The 16156-nt window shown below is 39.1% G+C and carries 16 protein-coding genes and 1 tRNA gene; 10 read left to right on the top strand and 7 right to left on the bottom strand.

Annotated elements, in window-relative coordinates:
- Positions 1 to 58 precede the first annotated feature (58 nt).
- The 3 genes from BUA72_RS24690 to BUA72_RS21850 form a co-directional block, all read right to left on the bottom strand.
- Positions 59 to 481: a hypothetical protein gene (locus tag BUA72_RS24690; protein ID WP_228407935.1), complete on the bottom strand. Its 423-nt coding sequence runs from the start codon at positions 479 to 481 to the stop codon at positions 59 to 61.
- Positions 482 to 574: 93 nt separating this feature from the next.
- Positions 575 to 709 (bottom strand): hypothetical protein, encoded by a 135-nt coding sequence (locus BUA72_RS24760; RefSeq protein ID WP_262484418.1) that lies wholly within the window; start codon positions 707 to 709, stop codon positions 575 to 577.
- Positions 710 to 711: 2 nt separating this feature from the next.
- Positions 712 to 1425, bottom strand: a complete 714-nt coding sequence (locus BUA72_RS21850; RefSeq protein WP_072925190.1) for a DUF434 domain-containing protein — start codon at positions 1423 to 1425, stop codon at positions 712 to 714.
- A gap of 392 nt (positions 1426 to 1817) precedes the next feature.
- Here BUA72_RS21850 and BUA72_RS21845 point away from each other — a divergent pair, with 392 nt between their 5' ends.
- Positions 1818 to 2669, top strand: coding sequence for a DUF4822 domain-containing protein (locus tag BUA72_RS21845; protein WP_072925189.1), 852 nt, complete (start codon positions 1818 to 1820; stop codon positions 2667 to 2669).
- A gap of 127 nt (positions 2670 to 2796) precedes the next feature.
- Here BUA72_RS21845 and BUA72_RS21840 read toward each other — a convergent pair whose 3' ends face one another.
- A complete protein-coding gene (locus BUA72_RS21840; RefSeq protein WP_083544279.1) occupies positions 2797 to 3843 on the bottom strand; it encodes an MBL fold metallo-hydrolase in 1047 nt (348 codons plus the stop codon).
- 267 nt (positions 3844 to 4110) lie between these two features.
- Here BUA72_RS21840 and BUA72_RS21835 point away from each other — a divergent pair, with 267 nt between their 5' ends.
- The 6 genes from BUA72_RS21835 to BUA72_RS21815 all read left to right on the top strand — a co-directional run bounded on the left by BUA72_RS21835 (position 4111) and on the right by BUA72_RS21815 (position 12529).
- Entirely contained in the window at positions 4111 to 6252 is a 2142-nt protein-coding gene (locus BUA72_RS21835; RefSeq protein ID WP_072925187.1) for an outer membrane beta-barrel protein, read from the top strand.
- 246 nt (positions 6253 to 6498) lie between these two features.
- Complete coding sequence (locus BUA72_RS21830; protein ID WP_072925185.1) at positions 6499 to 7992, top strand: catalase; 1494 nt, start codon at positions 6499 to 6501, stop codon at positions 7990 to 7992.
- Between the two features lie 76 nt (positions 7993 to 8068).
- Positions 8069 to 10336, top strand: a complete 2268-nt coding sequence (gene ccoN, locus BUA72_RS21825) for a cytochrome-c oxidase, cbb3-type subunit I (protein ID WP_072925184.1) — start codon at positions 8069 to 8071, stop codon at positions 10334 to 10336.
- An 81-nt stretch (positions 10337 to 10417) separates the two neighbouring features.
- Entirely contained in the window at positions 10418 to 10564 is a 147-nt protein-coding gene (locus tag BUA72_RS24555; protein ID WP_175548925.1) for a bacteriocin-like protein, read from the top strand.
- A 116-nt stretch (positions 10565 to 10680) separates the two neighbouring features.
- The gene (locus BUA72_RS21820; protein ID WP_072925182.1) at positions 10681 to 12147 is read left to right on the top strand and encodes a T9SS type A sorting domain-containing protein; all 1467 of its coding nucleotides are present in this window, start codon (positions 10681 to 10683) and stop codon (positions 12145 to 12147) included.
- 187 nt (positions 12148 to 12334) lie between these two features.
- A complete protein-coding gene (locus BUA72_RS21815) occupies positions 12335 to 12529 on the top strand; it encodes a hypothetical protein (RefSeq protein WP_072925180.1) in 195 nt (64 codons plus the stop codon).
- Between the two features lie 114 nt (positions 12530 to 12643).
- Here BUA72_RS21815 and BUA72_RS21810 read toward each other — a convergent pair whose 3' ends face one another.
- Positions 12644 to 13231 carry a hypothetical protein gene (locus BUA72_RS21810; RefSeq protein WP_072925179.1) on the bottom strand — a complete coding sequence of 196 codons (588 nt, stop codon included), beginning with the start codon at positions 13229 to 13231 and terminating at the stop codon, positions 12644 to 12646.
- A 165-nt stretch (positions 13232 to 13396) separates the two neighbouring features.
- Between BUA72_RS21810 and BUA72_RS21805 the strand changes: the two genes are divergently transcribed.
- Positions 13397 to 13795, top strand: a complete 399-nt coding sequence (locus tag BUA72_RS21805; protein ID WP_072925177.1) for a hypothetical protein — start codon at positions 13397 to 13399, stop codon at positions 13793 to 13795.
- Between the two features lie 126 nt (positions 13796 to 13921).
- Here the strand turns inward: BUA72_RS21805 and BUA72_RS21800 are convergent.
- A tRNA-Ile gene (locus tag BUA72_RS21800) sits at positions 13922 to 13995 on the bottom strand.
- A gap of 62 nt (positions 13996 to 14057) precedes the next feature.
- Positions 14058 to 14456 (bottom strand): methylmalonyl-CoA epimerase, encoded by a 399-nt coding sequence (mce, locus tag BUA72_RS21795; protein ID WP_072925175.1) that lies wholly within the window; start codon positions 14454 to 14456, stop codon positions 14058 to 14060.
- 95 nt (positions 14457 to 14551) lie between these two features.
- On the opposite strand from mce, the gene rbfA reads away from it, so the two are divergent.
- Positions 14552 to 14911 carry a 30S ribosome-binding factor RbfA gene (gene rbfA / locus BUA72_RS21790; RefSeq protein WP_034730673.1) on the top strand — a complete coding sequence of 120 codons (360 nt, stop codon included), beginning with the start codon at positions 14552 to 14554 and terminating at the stop codon, positions 14909 to 14911.
- Between the two features lie 4 nt (positions 14912 to 14915).
- A complete protein-coding gene (locus tag BUA72_RS21785; protein ID WP_072925173.1) occupies positions 14916 to 16121 on the top strand; it encodes an ABC transporter permease in 1206 nt (401 codons plus the stop codon).
- Positions 16122 to 16156: the final 35 nt, after the last annotated feature.

The raw sequence follows: 16156 nt of genomic DNA, 5'->3' as shown, positions 1-16156 counted from the left end.
TATATCTGCAAAATTATCTGCGCAGTACGCAATCTTTTTACGCACTGAAATTTATTTGTTATTTGTTGATAAATTTTTCAAGAAAACCGATCAGCTGTTTCCCGCCGTGGCTCCACCGGATTCCGTGACCTTTTTTTTCCCTGACTTCAAAAACAAGCTCATGTTTGTAATGATAGAAAACATTCCACCAGGTTCTGTTGTCAAGAATATAGCTGATCTTTTCCATGACTTTTCCCTGTTTCTGCATATTATTTCCTTTGATTTCGCCCCAAAACTGATCATCCATTCTTCCGATATGCTTTTCACAGGCTCTCTGTGCAATGGTAATTTCACTGTTAAAAGGTTTCATGCAGGCTTCGATTAACATCTCTTTTAAAGGCGGAACAGCATTTTCATCCCGGATGCTGGCGGATGTCAGTCGCTGCCCAAGAATATTCAGCCAATGCTCAAATGGGATATTTTCAAGTCGTGATGCTTTCACCTCATCGGAGTCGTTGCTTTGGAATATATCGATGAACTGCTCAAAACTTTTCGTTCGGTCCGGTTTTATTTCTTCATTAAAATATGGAAGTTCCTATTCCAGCGTATTATCCTGAAATTTACTGATATTTTTTTCCACCGCCTGCAGATGTTCTTCAGCAAGAATGGCCTGGTATTTTTCTGTCCAGGAATCTGAAATTAACGGAATATAAGGTGTAAACAAATTCATTCTCAAATCATTTTGATGAGATTAACCTCCAGTTTTTCTTCTGTGATCAGATGTGCAATGAGATTGAACCATTGTTGACAATGATCCAGAATCCATGCATCTGAAGACACGGCAATTTCTGAATTTTCTGCTAAAAACTTATCCGGATTGAATTCCAGTGCTGCTTCCCAGTTCAGTTTGTTTTCTTCTGCAAAATCAAGGACGATTTGTTTAATCCTTCCGCTGTTGGAAACCGGTTTGTCAAAAATCCAGACGAGCTTCTGTACCTCAGCTTTCCTAAAAAATGCAGCCACCAATTCCACCGCTCTTTGAGTTTGGTTGACTCTTTTATACGTTCCGTGAACGCCTGAAAGATCGCGCAAACATCCGTCTGCTCCTTCAAAAATATAAGCACCGGACAGTAAACTTTCCATTAAAATCAATACATTGAAACCATCCAGATACAGGATTTTGTTTTTCAGATCCGAAACATCCAGCTGTTTATCTTTTCTATGCTGTATCTGCTGTTCAGATGCGGAAGCTCCGCGCAATGCCTGAATTTGACGTGTTTTCAGCTTATATCGGTTTCCCACGAGTTCAGAAGAAGCTTTTTCAGGATAATCTCTGCTTAATAGATACAACATATCCTGAACCGCCATTTTCAGCTTATCAACCTGTTTTTGCGAACCGAAAATCACATCATCACCGGTGTTTTTTCCGCGGTTTCTGTTATTCATACTCAAAAATAGTTTTTTAAGCGGATATAATGACAGGAATCTGTTTTTGACTGGCTATGATTTTAAATTTAACTCGAAGAGCCGGAAGATGGAAGATGGAGGCTGGAAGTACTGTTAGACGCTAATTTCAACAATTCCTGTAAAATTTGATGAAATTATAAAAAAATGAATAGGGCCAAGTTACAGTTTTGCTTTGGTCTTCAAAAAACTTCCATCTTCCATCTTCAAACTTCCTTACCTCATTATGACAAGATCTCAACTTTATCCCGAATTGGTATTAATTTATCAACATCTGAAAGGTGGAGTTATACATTCTACAACAAAAGAGATATTTCGTACAACGTTTTGATTTTCATAAGGAATATGTTTGCAGAGAATAAAAAATATAGATTATGAATACCTTGAAAAAATTATGTTACCTGCTGACAGCAATGCTTTTATCTGCTGCTTTTGTTTCATGCTCTGATAACGACGACATGGTCATGGAACAGATCACTCCCTCACAGAAACTTTCTTCCACTCCCTGGGAAACCACGGCTGCAAGAGACAAGAATGGTCAGACGGTGAACCTCAACGATGCCAGTGTAAACGGGTTTGTAGGTTTTGCTTACTTTAAAGCCGATGGAAATTTCGTGATTTACGGTCTGAATGACGTTTTAAGATCGAGAGGAACATGGTCTGTAGATCCGTTGGGAAAAACCAGAATCATCACGGCATTGAACCCAGACGGGACGACCATCTTTACCCGTTCTGTGGATATTCTGGTATTGAACAACAATGAATTCACGTACAGAATTCACACCAATCCAAGTGATCCTTCTGTTTATTACGATATTGTCCACACTAGAACGGCTCACGCTGAACCAGCGAATGGCCAGCTTACTTTAGCTTCTACCCCGTGGGAAACGACAGGTGCTAAAAACAGCAGCGGAAATCCGGTAGCTTTAACTGATCCTAGTGTTTCCGGTTTTGTTGGATATTCTTATTTTAAAGCGAATGGTACTTTTACCATTTACGGACTGAATAATGTGTTGAGATCTCAGGGAACATGGTCTATTTCTCCGGACGGAAAGAAGAGAACAATCACCGCTCTGGACGCGAACGGCAATGTACTTTTCACCAGAACTGTTGATATTCTTACGCTGAACAGTTCTGAATTTAACTACAGAATCACTCCTGATGCAGGAAATCCTTCTGTCTACTACGATATCATTCATACCAAAGTAGATCATAAGGAACCATAGATATTTTTTAAGTTAGTTGATCATGGATAGGCTTCGGCGGCCCAAAGGGCCGCCGAAGCCTTTTTTTTAATAAGCTTATGATCGTATCATCATGTTCAATAAAATCATTGAAACAGAATTATTTTTCTTACATCGAATCTTGCCACCATTTTTTCCACGTAATTTCTCCCAGCTGATTCAGATTTACTTTTTCACCAATCATCGGATGGGTAACCGGAATCTTGTTTTCTTCTGCATATTTTGAAACAAGTTCCAAAGGCTCAAACCACGGATGCTGAGCCAGTTTGAATTTTGAATTATGAACGGGAATAAAGTTTTTGGCTTTTAGTTCCTGTACTTCCTGAATAATCTGTTCGGGCAGGCTGTGAATGTAGGGCCATTTTTCGTTGTACTGCCCGCATTCCATTACGGCAAGATCAAAAGGTCCGTACTTCTCGCCGATCTCTGTAAAATGATTTCCGTAACCGCTGTCGCCACCCAGAAAAAGTTTTTTGGATGGAGTCTGCAGCACAAAGGAAGTCCAAAGGGAAATATTTCTATTCAGAAGTCTTCCCGAGAAATGTCTTGCTGGGGTCAGTGTAATACTGAAACCATCTGCCAGATCAATGCTTTCCCACCAGTTTTTCTCGATTATTCTTTCTGCTTCCCAGCCCCAGTATTCAAAATGCTGTCCCGTTCCCAGTCCGCAAATGACCTGGCCTACTTTGTCTTTCAGCGTCTGAACTGTTGAATAGTCCAGATGATCCCAATGATCATGGGAAATAAGAAGAACATCAATCTCCGGCATATCTTCCGGTTTGTAATGGTCTGAACCCGGAAATGCTTTTATAGAACCGGGCATTGGAGAAGCATTCCCGCTGAATACAGGATCTACCAGAAACTTTTTGCCATCAACCTGAATAAAATAAGAGCTGTGCCCGAACCATACGAGAACATTGTCTTCGGGTTTCAGGTTCTTCAGGTCTGTGGTTACAAACGGAATCGGGGATTTTGGGGTTACGTTTTCTATTTTACATAAGGTCTGCAGAAGTAATTTGGTCATACTTTCCCCTTCCAGCAATGCTGGCGTAGGAAGAATATTCTGAAATTTTCCGTTGGTATAATTGGGAAGTGTATTAAAATAGGCTTTTCGTTTTTCATTGGGAAACTGTCCCATTTGTTTTTTTAAATTCATTCCGTTGTTGTTTTTGTTCTGAACCTTCATCATTTAAGGATTAAATCAGAATAATAAATATAGGGATTAGATTCTTTATTCAAATAGATCAACGAATAAAGGATGTCGTTTACTTTATTTTTCCGTACGAAGCATAGATTTATGAATAGGTTTACACTACAAAAACATTAATTTATTGTCTTCCCTTATTAATTTTTCATTTATTTTCTCTGATTGATGTAACAAACATCCTGCAATAAGTGTCTTATTGGTGAAATATCACTTTGAATGAAGATAATTATATGTTCGGCAGCTTTACTGATGGGATCTCTGGTCTTTTCACAGGCTAAAAACGACACCATCAAGCAGAAGGAAAATCAAATTGAAGGCGTTACATTAACAGCAAGAAAACCTACTGTGGAATCTAAGGCAGACAGAACGGTTTTTAATGTATCCAACAGTTCTATCCTGGCAGGAAATACCACCTGGGACGTTTTGAGAATGACACCTTTAGTAAGTATTGACAATAATGATGCAGTGAAAGCAGAAGGTGAATCTGTTACGGTTTATATCAACGACAGAAAATCTGTATTTACTGGTAAGGAATTAAAGGAATATCTGAAAACCATTCCTGCAGATAATCTGATGAAAATTGAAGTCATCACAAGCCCGTCATCACGCTATGAAACAGCAGGATCAGTCATTAATATTGTTCTTAAAAGAAGGGATGATGAAGGAATGAAAGGCAGCGTAACCTTTAATAACAGACAAAACGCCAAAAATTCTCAGTATACGAACATTAACCTTAATTACCACAAGAAAAATTTCACGCAGACCCTGATCGGAAGTTATAGTGATAATACTTATTTCCAGAGAAATACCAGTCTTAATATGCTGTATAAGGATAATGATATTACGCAAAGCAGCAACGAAACTTTGGGACGCGGCAAAAGCCCATCCATGTCCTCTACTTCCGAATATGAATTGAATGACAAAAACAATATAGGTCTTATTCTGGAATATTATCAAAGTAAAAACACTTCAACTTCTGACGCAGATTTCCTCAGAACCAGGAACAGTCAGGATCCCGAATCTTATCATCAGGATCAGGATGTAACAGGTAGATACCGCACATTGGGGACGAATGTTTTTTATAAATATTATGACAAGGAGAAAAACAGAATTCTGGATGTCAACTTAGGTTCCAATTACAATTCTCAGGAGAATCTCAATGAATTTTTAAAAACATACAGCGATAACTCAAAAGTAAGTCAGTTGGGAATCAATTCTCATGAGCAGACCAGAAACTATTACATCAAAATAGATTATACCCAGCCTCTGGGAAAAGGCGGAAGCTTTGAAGTGGGCGGAAAAATGGATTTCAACAATAATGTGATCCCAAATACGCTTTCAGGAAACAATGTGGATAATCTCCGTACCAATGATGTTTTTCATTACGAAGACAATATCAATTCCCTGTATGCGAACTACAGCAAAACCTTCTTCGAAAAGCTGGAAACAAGAGTCGGAGTCCGTTATGAACATATCGATTATAAAATGAGAGAGGATATATCCGGAAAAAACAGAAAGGATTCCTACAGTACTTTGCTTCCCAATTTGTTATTGAAGTATTCTTTTTCAGATAAATATGACCTGACCCTGACCTACAACCGTAATCTTTGGCGTCCATGGTATTCGGAGTTCAATCCTTTTCTTGTTCCTACAAATGAGGGGACGTTCTCCCGTGGAAACATGGATCTGGAACCCAACCCGAGTCACAGGGTGTATATGAAGTTGGGAATTCTTAAAAAATACTTCCTTTCCGCAAGGTATATGTATACCGACAAGGATTACTGGACATCTTTAGCTGAGGAAGACGGCAGGCTGGTAACCCTTCCTGATAATTTCAACGGAAAAGTGCAGAAGTATTACCTTTTTGCGAATACCAACCAGACCTTCCTGAAAAACAAGCTGAATGTGAATGTCGGAGTCGGATGGTACTACATTGACAATCATGACTTTAATGAGATCAACGATTTGAAAGGGCAAAAATACATCAATTATGTAGGAGCCTCAGCCAATGTATCCTACACGAACCTGTTTAACAAAAACATCAATCTGAGTCTCTGGGCAGAGCTTTCTAACCAGAATAACGGAAATTCATACGCCAATAAAACGAATATTTTCCATAATATCTCTGCCACAAAAATATTCCCTAAAACACAGATGGAAGTCAGTCTTCAGCTGATGAATATTTTCAGCAGACCCAATTTTGACTCCACAAGCTACAGCCAGGAAGGAACCTCCAGAACTGCTACAAGATCCGACTGGTATGGATTTTCCCTTTCATTCGTAAAACGTTTCGGAAACCAGAAGGTAAAAGGAAACACGAAAATAGATGTTGAGAAAAACAGTGGCGGCGGAAAATAAAGTACCGATTTAACCTTGATAAGTCCTGAAAAAACATTTCAGAATTCATCAGACAAAAAATAAATTAAACAGCAGAAACCCCAGGGTTTTTGCTGTTTTTGTTTTTGGGCTTTCCATAAATCATGTCCATCTGTCCAAGCAAAAAACCATCATCTGATCCATTGGACCACAGCTTTTTAATCATTCTGGATGAGAGTAAAAAAATTGGAAGTGGGTAGCTTTACACCCAATTAAAAAGCTTTTCAGATGGAAAAAAACAATCTAACAAACAGAACGGGTGCTCCAGTCTCAGACAATCAGAATATTTTAACAGCCGGAAAACGTGGTCCAGCCTTACTTCAGGATATATGGTTTCTGGAAAAAATGGCTCACTTTGACCGTGAAGTGATACCAGAGCGCAGAATGCACGCCAAGGGCTCGGGAGCTTACGGAGTTTTTAAAGTTACCCACGACATTACATCCTATACAAAGGCCAATTTATTTGGTGAAACAGGTAAAGAAACACCACTATTCATCCGTTTTTCAACGGTAGCAGGAGAAAGAGGTGCAGCTGATGCAGAAAGGGATATCAGAGGTTTTGCCCTGAAATTCTATACCGAAGAAGGAAACTGGGACCTGGTAGGAAACAATACACCTGTTTTCTTCCTGCGTGATCCTTTAAAGTTTCCGGATTTAAATCATGCCGTGAAAAGAGATCCGCGCACCAATATGAGAAGTGCCGATAATAACTGGGACTTCTGGACGCTTCTTCCTGAATCTCTTCATCAGGTCACCATTACCATGAGCGATCGTGGATTGCCGAAATCTTACCGTCATATGGATGGTTTCGGAAGTCATACGTACAGTTTTATTAATCATGAAAATAAACGTTTCTGGGTTAAATTTCATTTCAAAACCCAACAGGGAATAGAGAATCTCACCAATGCTGAAGCAAAACAAATCATTGCTGAAGACCGGGAAAGTCATCAGAAAGATTTATATGAAAATATAGAAAACGGAAACTTCCCTACCTGGAAGATGTACATTCAGGTGATGGAAGAAGCGGATGCAGACACGTATCACATCAACCCTTTTGATTTAACGAAAGTATGGCCACACGGAGATTATCCGATGATCCCCGTTGGAGAATTCACCCTGAATCGAAATCCTTCCAATTATTTTGCTGAGGTGGAACAGGCGGCATTTAATCCGGCTACCATCATTCCTGGAATTGGTTTTTCTCCTGATAAAATGCTGCAGGGCCGTTTGTTCTCGTATGGTGATACGCAACGTTACCGTTTAGGGGTCAATCATCACCAGATTCCAGTGAATGCTCCGAAGTGCCCGTATATGGCTTATCACCGTGACGGAGCGATGCGAACTGATGGAAACTACGGAAGTAAGATCGCTTATGAACCCAACAGTTTCAGCCAGTGGCAGGAGCAGCCGGCTTATGAAGAACCACCTTTAGCTTTGTCAGGATATGCCGGACATTGGGACCACCGTGAAGATGATGATTATTTTTCCCAACCCGGAGATCTATTCAGACTGATGTCTGATGAGCAGAAAGAACTTTTATTTAACAATACTGCTGATGCTGTAGGAGGCGCCCAGCAATTTATCCAGATCCGTCACATCAGAAATTGCTATAAAGCCGATCCACACTATGGAAAAGGCGTTGCAAAAGCGCTTAATCTATCCTGGGAAACCGTTTGTGATTACGAGGGGTATGACATGAAAAAGCAGACGGATATGAAATAGGGAGAAATCCCTGTTTCTTCCCCTGACTTATCTGCTTTAAACTTATTAACTGTCCATCAAATACTGATATTATACAATGGAGATACAAAAATTTAGTTATGATAATAATATCGTGCGTGCTTTCCTGTATGCCACCGTCGTGTTTGGTATTGCAGGATTTATATTGGGGCTCACTACCGCTCTGATGCTTTTCTATCCTGAACTGCCGGAATTTCTCTTCGGTACGGATGATATGACGATTCAGAGTTTAAGAGAAGGAAATATTCAGGGGCTTGTGAATTCGCAGGGGATATTGGGTTTTGGAAGAATCAGAATGATGCATACCAATACGGTGATCTTTGCTTTCGTATGTAATTCTTTTTTCTGTGCAACATATTACAGTCTCCCAAGATTGTTAAAAGCTCCTATGTACAACGCTACCCTTTCGTGGATTCATTTCTGGTCGTGGCAGATCATGATTGTGGCCAGCTGGATCACGTTTGCTATGGGCTTCAATACTTCAAAAGAATATGCAGAACATGAATGGCCACTGGATATCCTGCTCACCTTTTCATGGATTGTTTTCGGAATTAATATGTTCGGAACGATTGCGAAAAGAAGGGTAAGACATTTGTACGTTGCCATATGGTTTTACATTGCCACATGGATTGGGGTGGCTTTACTGTACATCGTCAATAATCTTGAAGTTCCACTTGATTTCTGGAAATCCTATTCCTTGTATTCAGGGGTTAAAGATGCTCTGATCCAATGGTGGTACGGGCACAATGCCGTTGCATTTATCCTGACCACTCCTATTTTGGGAATGATGTATTATTTCCTTCCGAAAGCAGCGAACAGGCCCGTATTTTCGTATAAGCTGTCTATTATTCACTTCTGGTCACTTATTTTCGTGTATCTCTGGGCGGGGCCTCACCATTTGCATTATACCGCTATTCCTGGATGGACACAGGCTTTAGCCACAGGTTTCTCCATTATGCTGATTGCACCGTCCTGGGGAGGAATGCTTAACGGATTACTGACTTTAAGAGGTGCCTGGGAAAAAGTACGAGACAATCCGGTCTTGAAATTCTTTGTCGTTGCGGTCACCTGTTATGGGATGGCAACTTTCGAAGGACCGCTTTTAGCGACTAAAACTTTAAATAAAATTGGACATTATACGGATTGGGTAATTGGTCACGTACATTTAGGGGCTCTCGGATGGAATGGTTTTATGGCGTTTGGTATCGTGTACTATCTTGTCCCGATCATGTGGAGAACCAATTTATGGTCTGTAAAGCTGGCGAACTGGCATTTCTGGCTGGGAACTCTGGGCGTTCTGTTCTACGTTGTACCGATGTATATTTCAGGTTTTACCCAGGGGTTGATGTGGAAACAGTTTAATCCTGATGGTACTCTGATGTATAAAAACTGGCTGGATACGGTAACCGCCGTCATCCCTTATTACAAGATGAGGTTTCTTGGAGGGACATTCTATCTTACAGGCGGATTCCTGATGGTTGTTAATATTTTTAAAACCATAAGACAGGGCTCCTTCCAGAGAGAAGTTTCTGCGGAAGCTCCGGCATTGGCAAGAATACACGGGAGAAAAGCCGGAGAAGGTATTCATTTATGGATTGAAAGAAAACCGGTTATCCTTTCAATAGGCGCGTTTTTTACTTTATCGATCGGAGGTGCTGCGGAAATCATTCCCACGATGACGATTAAAAAAAATGTTCCTACGATTTCGGCGGTTAAACCTTATTCCCCATTAGAACTCGAGGGCCGTGATCTGTATATCCGTGAAGGCTGTAATGCCTGCCATTCCCAGATGATCAGACCTTTCCGGGACGAAATTGTGAGATTTGAAGGTAAAAACGGACAGTATTCGAAGGCCGGAGAATTTGTGTACGATCATCCTTTTCTCTGGGGCTCTAAAAGAACAGGACCGGATCTGCACAGAGAAGGAGTCAGAAACCCGGATTCATGGCACCTGAAGCATATGTACAATCCAAGATCAACCTCTCCGGGATCTATAATGCCGCGTTTTCCATGGCTGATCACCAATAAACTGGACCGTTCTCAGATGTTGAGCAAAATGGAACTGATGAAAAAATCATTTGATGTTCCTTACAACAAATCCCAGATCGACTCTGCAAACGCTTGGGCAGACGGACAGGCATCAGGAATTGTGAAGAGAATCTATGCGGAAGCAACGGATGTCAAAGAACAGCTGGAAAAAGAAAAAATGGCTAAAGGAAATCAGTTTGTTCCTCTCGAAAAACGGGAAATCGTTGCAATGATTGCCTATCTGCAAAGATTGGGAACGGATATTAAGACGACAGATGTTAAAACCGCAGGAAACTAATAGTAACAGAAGACTTTCATAAAAATATACATCATATTTAAATTATTCATACATTAGTGATTAATTACAAACTAAAATATTATGAAAAATTTAAAGAAAGTTTCAAGAGACAATTTAAAAACGATCAAAGGAGGTCTCTCCTATTGTAATGAACAACGGTATTGCAATATAAAATTCTGCTGTGCTGACGGAGTCTGCAGACATATAGATTCCGCCTACTGCCAATAATCTAATCTACTGATTTAAAATTCAATCATTATACCGTATACAAAGCTTCTGAACAATCAGAGGCTTTTTTGTTGCAGAGCCTTTAAAATCATATATTTGGCCCTTTAACGAAAACCATGAAAAAAATTCTCTTATTTCTAGGATTATCCTGTTTATCTACGTTTTCCGCTCAGGAAAATTTGTTAGATCCGAACTACGGGCAAAACAACGGTACTTCGATTTTTGCATTTTATACCAATGGACAGCCCAGCGGTGGTCTTCAAATCCATGACACGACCCAACTTCCGGACGGAAAGCTTCTGGCTGTTGGGGCCAGTTTTTATGCCCGCTTTACAGCAAATGGACTTTTAGATCTAACTTTTAATAATGGGTTGGGATATAAACTGATCTCCCCTGCCCATACCTATAATATGGTAGAACCTGCCGGAGACGGTAATTATATTGTGCTGGATGGCAGTACAGGCGGACAAATCTTAAAAATAGACGAAAACGGAAATTCTGTAAACGGTTTTACCACTTATAACGCATCCGGGGACTATGTGGATATGCATATTGATCCCAGTGGGAAAATTTATGTTATAAGGAGGGTCAGTAATAATCATTTCTTAGTCCGCCTGCTTCCCAATGGTCTTGTGGATACAACATTTGCGAATAACGGGGAGATCGCTTTAGGTTCAACTTACCAGTACAGACAAGTAAAGGTAAATGCCAACAACGAAATCTTTATTGGAGGAAAATATCAGATCGCACAAAACAACCGTTATATGCTGGTTTCAAAGTTTGATGCCGCAGGAAATCTGGTGACTACTTTCGGAACAAACGGACATTTCACACGCCCTGCAGGAGAGTATGTAGGTGATTATACCCGCCTCGAACTTCTGGAAGACGGAAAAATACAGGGCTTTACTTCAGGAAGTTTCTGCTTTGGAAACAACTGCTTTGGCCTGATCGCCTACCGTCTTCTTCCCAACGGAACCTTAGATACTTCCTATAAAAACGGAGGGGCATTCGTACTGCCAATACAGTCAAATTCCGATCCTGTAGAAGTTAGACGCATGCCGGATAACTCGTTTATGATCGGAGGAACCGGTTATCATACGATGTATGCCCTAAGGATGAAGGCTAATGGAGAACTGGACACTTCTTTCGGGGTGGACGGCAAAATCATTACCCCTATTATTGGCACCGGAAACTCCTTTGTCTATAATCGGGGTTTTGAATTATATGGAAATTCTATCGTACTGGTCGGCATCTATTCTATTTGGTACGGAGCCCAAACGAAATATGTGGGGACTGCACGGAAATATTTCTTCTCTTCAAACAATTTGGCAACCACAGATCCGGAAAAAAGCAGCGACAAGGTAAAAATTTACCCCAACCCAGTCGGAAACAATCTGCAATTCACATCCAATGATCCTGTCAACGGATTTGAAATCTATGATATGAACGGGAAAAGAATCATGTATTCTGCCACTCCTGTAAAAAATAATTTCATCAATGTGAATGCCCTGCCATCCGGAAATTATATTCTTAAGCTGGAAACTTCGAAAGAGATAATTACGGCTAAGTTTATCAAGGAATAAGACATCATTTCAGGGACAAGACTTTAAGATTGACAGATGTGAATGGTGAATTTTGCTTCGCAAGTGAATGGTGAATTTTGAGACAGATATGAGATTTTAGAGTATAACATCAACATTTATTATATGATTCACGGTATTGAGAAATAACTATTTTATGTAACTTTACCATCACTAAATTTTTAAACACATGAAAAACAAAACATTAAAATTAGCTCTGGCTTCTTTACTATTAATGAGTGCATTTTCTTTTGCCAAAGAAACTCATCAAAACAAGAATATCACCATCTCACATAACGATGGATCAAAAGGACATGGTCCAATAGGGACTACTACTCCACCGGACGACACCATCGATCCTACAAAACCAGACAGACCGAGATAGTATACAACACATACGATCTTTCATACGGCACGGCATTTCGCTTGATGCTATGTATATATAAATCAATCCAGGAATCAGTTTCCTGGATTTTTTTGTTTTCAGAAAGACGTAGGCTTATTCAATGGGATCAAAGTCTTCTGCCCACTCTACAATATCCGTATTATGAGTAGAAAAAATAATGACAGCACTATCGCCTACTTTATCATCTTTTTGAGATAAATCTGCGGAATATTTTTTACCATCCAGATAGAAATCGAAAAATGCATAGGGAGATCCCTTCCCTTTGTACTCTACAGCTTTTATTTTCACTTTCTGAGTCACCCCGTAATTCATCAGTTGGTATTTTTCGTGATTATTGGCGGAAATGACTAATCCAAAAACGGTAGCTCCACAAAAAATAAAAAATAGGGAGAGATAGCAGATATTTACCATTTGAACTTTCTTCGGACCTATGGTGTTTTTTAGAATCTGATATTTATGTCTGTCTGAAAGGGTTGAAAAACTAATATTCGCATGGGTCGGAATAATCATTTTGGTCAGAGCGATACTTAAAAGAAGCGACCCAATGGGAATGAGAAAAAAGGCTACTAGCCCTAAAAATCTTGCCCCGCTATCCGTCCACCAAACATTAAACCCGATAAATGCTCCTATTAAAATAGTGAAGAGACTGAGTAAGATGTTTTTTATGTTTTCTTTTGACATAGTTTGTATTGAGCGGGCAAAGATAAATAGTAAAGTGGTTAATATCTATTGCAGGTAAGGGAAAACAAAGGGGTTATATTAAAAAAAATGTAATCTGTATCCGTACCTGATGTATCACCCTATGAAAACATTTTGACAAGTGGTATCTTTGGAAAAAATTATTGCATGAAAAATTTTCTTATTTTCTTAATTCTTTTATTCGCTCAGAAAGTATTCGCACAATCTGAATGGATGTCAATAACCACTTCAGTTTCAGGAAGAGAATATCAAATTCGAAATCTTGAAAAAAAAGATAATCAACTCTATGATGTATGGGTAAAGAAGATTGATCCACCCATTAAAATCAAAGGAAAAAATGGAAAATACACTTACAAAAGTAAATACTCTATAAACAATTGGATTGTTTCGTGTGATACCAAGGAATATCAGAACATAACATTTGTCGAATATCATAGTAATGGCAAAATTTTATCTGAAGGCGGTTCTACTGAGGATACATATAAATTTATACCCGATTCAGTAGCTTATGGGGTTTACGAATATATTTGTTCTGAAAACAATTAACTACTCTATACGTAAAATAACAATAGTGGTTCTTTGATTCCAGTTAGCAATAAAACATTTTTTTAGACTGGGAACTAAAAAAAAACCGTAAAACTTTATTAAATAAAGAATTACGGTTTTATATTGTGGTCCCACCTGGGCTCGAACCAGGGACCACCTGATTATGAGTCAGGTGCTCTAACCAACTGAGCTATAGGACCTCAAAACTTGGTTAAATTTTGTGATTGCAAAAATAGCAAAATTTCTTTCACTACAAAACTTTTTATTGCTTTTCTTGACAAAGTTCTACCAGCACGCCATTGGTGGATTTCGGGTGCAGGAAGACAACTAATTTGTTATCAGCACCTTCTTTCGGTTCTTCGGAGATAAACTGGAATCCTTCTTTTTTTAATCTTTCTACTTCTTCCAGGATATTTTCTACACCAAAGGCCAGATGATGGATGCCTTCGCCCTTTTTATCGATAAATTTAGAGATCGGACTTTCAGGATTACTGGCTTCCAGCAGCTCAATTTTACTTTCTCCTGTTCCGTAAAAAGAAGTGACTACCCCTTCTCTTTCCACACTTTCTTTTTTATAGGATTCTTTTCCTAATAATCTGGCGAAAAGCTCATCAGAGACTCCTAAAGATTTTACGGCAATACCGATATGTTCTAGCTTCATAAAATACTAATAAATATAATTAAATCGTAAATTTGATACCGGAGCTGAATTTCAAAGGTATCAATTCAAACAAAAGTACTAAATTTGCATAACTTATGGAAAGTAACAGACAAAGAAAAGTAGCACAGATCATCCAGGAAGACTTCGCAGAGCTTTTCCGCAAACAGGCTTCAGAAAGCAAGCAAAGTATATTGGTATCCGTTTCAGACGTAAAAGTATCGGCAGATCTGGGTATTGCTAAAATTTATTTAAGCATTTTCCCGCAGGAATTCCGTTCCGCGGTGATGAAGGAAATTGAGGAAAACAAAGCTCAATACAGAAATTTTATCGGCCAGAAAATGGCAAAACAGGTACGTATCATTCCACAACTTAATTTTTATTTAGATACGGCTCTTGATGACGTTGAAAAATTAGAAAGAGAATTAAGAGGCGAAGGCGACAATCCTGTTTTATAAGATCTTGAAGAATATTGCATTTTACATAGCATCCAGATACCTTTTGGCAAAAAAAGGCAGTACCGCCGTGACGTTCATTACGTGGCTTTCGGTAGGTGCCATGATGGTTGCTGTGACTGCAATGTTCGTGATCATTTCAGTATTCTCAGGACTTGAAACCCTGAACAAAGACCTGATCTCCAATCTTCACGCTGACCTTACCCTGAAAAGTGCTTCAGGCAAAACGGTGAAAGATCTGGATAAGGTCACTTCTGTTTTAAACAACAACAAAGGCATCAGCAGTTTTTCCCGTGTCATTGAGGAAAAAGTTTACGTCAATTATAAAGGCAAAGGTGATATCGCTTATTTAAGAGGAGTAGATTCCGCTTATACAAGGGTCAACCCTATCGATAAAGATGTATTCTACGGAACATATCCAAGTTTCAAATATTCTAATGAAGTATTAATGGAAACCAATCTGCACAACAGATTATCCATTCCCATTGATTCCACCAGTAATTATGCCACGATATTCATGCCTAAGCCTGGAACCGGTATCATTAATAAAGAAGAAGACATCTATAATAAGAGAGATTTTCTTGTTACAGGAGTTTTCCCGGGGAAAGATCAGCTGGACAGCTATATCATTGCCCCTATTGAACTGACTGAGGAACTGCTTAGCTTACCCAAAAAATCAGCGTATCAGATTGTTATTAAATTAAAGAATCCTGAAAATGCAGATGCAGTAAAGCAGAGTCTTCTTAATTCTTTAGGGAAAAACATCGAGATAAAAACCAAGGAAGAGGAAAATGCAGCCTTCTGGAAGATGATCAATACAGAAAAAATGTTCATCTATCTGATTTTTGCGCTGGTGATCTTCATTACAACCTTTAATCTTGCCGGAGCTATTATTATTCTCCAGCTTGATAAAAAAGAACAGTCAAGATCTCTTATTTCATTAGGTTTCCCGATAAGCCATCTAAGAATGACCTATTTCTATACCGGGCTTCTCATTGTGATCTCAGGTGTGATTTCAGGGTTAATCATGGGAACTCTACTTTGCTATTTCCAGCTTTATACGGAATTCTTCAGAGCTAATGAATTACTTCCTTTCCCTGTAAAAATTGTTGGGAAAAATTATCTTATTGTAGCCCTTACGGCTTCTCTTTTCGGAATCATTATTTCATGGTTCTTTTCTAAGATCGGCAAGGACTATATTACTAAAAGTTAATACACTAGATTTAAAATAAAATATACTTCATTTTC

Source organism: Chryseobacterium sp. OV279 (assembly GCF_900128945.1).
Classification (GTDB): Bacteria; Bacteroidota; Bacteroidia; order Flavobacteriales; family Weeksellaceae; genus Chryseobacterium.
Note: the sequence above shows the minus strand (reverse complement) of the source record. Positions and strands in the feature narration are given on the sequence as shown.

Bases quoted from the DNA above. Each gene is read 5' to 3' on its own strand.
- BUA72_RS24760 (WP_262484418.1), bottom strand. From the start codon at position 709: ATGAATTTGTTTACACCTTATATTCCGTTAATTTCAGATTCCTGGACA.
- BUA72_RS21850 (WP_072925190.1), bottom strand. From the start codon at position 1,425: ATGAATAACAGAAACCGCGGAAAAAACACCGGTGATGATGTGATTTTC.
- BUA72_RS21845 (WP_072925189.1), top strand. From the start codon at position 1,818: ATGAATACCTTGAAAAAATTATGTTACCTGCTGACAGCAATGCTTTTA.
- BUA72_RS21840 (WP_083544279.1), bottom strand. From the start codon at position 3,843: ATGAATTTAAAAAAACAAATGGGACAGTTTCCCAATGAAAAACGAAAA.
- BUA72_RS21835 (WP_072925187.1), top strand. From the start codon at position 4,111: ATGAAGATAATTATATGTTCGGCAGCTTTACTGATGGGATCTCTGGTC.
- BUA72_RS21830 (WP_072925185.1), top strand. From the start codon at position 6,499: ATGGAAAAAAACAATCTAACAAACAGAACGGGTGCTCCAGTCTCAGAC.
- ccoN (WP_072925184.1), top strand. From the start codon at position 8,069: ATGGAGATACAAAAATTTAGTTATGATAATAATATCGTGCGTGCTTTC.
- BUA72_RS24555 (WP_175548925.1), top strand. From the start codon at position 10,418: ATGAAAAATTTAAAGAAAGTTTCAAGAGACAATTTAAAAACGATCAAA.
- BUA72_RS21820 (WP_072925182.1), top strand. From the start codon at position 10,681: ATGAAAAAAATTCTCTTATTTCTAGGATTATCCTGTTTATCTACGTTT.
- BUA72_RS21815 (WP_072925180.1), top strand. From the start codon at position 12,335: ATGAAAAACAAAACATTAAAATTAGCTCTGGCTTCTTTACTATTAATG.
- BUA72_RS21810 (WP_072925179.1), bottom strand. From the start codon at position 13,231: ATGTCAAAAGAAAACATAAAAAACATCTTACTCAGTCTCTTCACTATT.
- BUA72_RS21805 (WP_072925177.1), top strand. From the start codon at position 13,397: ATGAAAAATTTTCTTATTTTCTTAATTCTTTTATTCGCTCAGAAAGTA.
- mce (WP_072925175.1), bottom strand. From the start codon at position 14,456: ATGAAGCTAGAACATATCGGTATTGCCGTAAAATCTTTAGGAGTCTCT.
- rbfA (WP_034730673.1), top strand. From the start codon at position 14,552: ATGGAAAGTAACAGACAAAGAAAAGTAGCACAGATCATCCAGGAAGAC.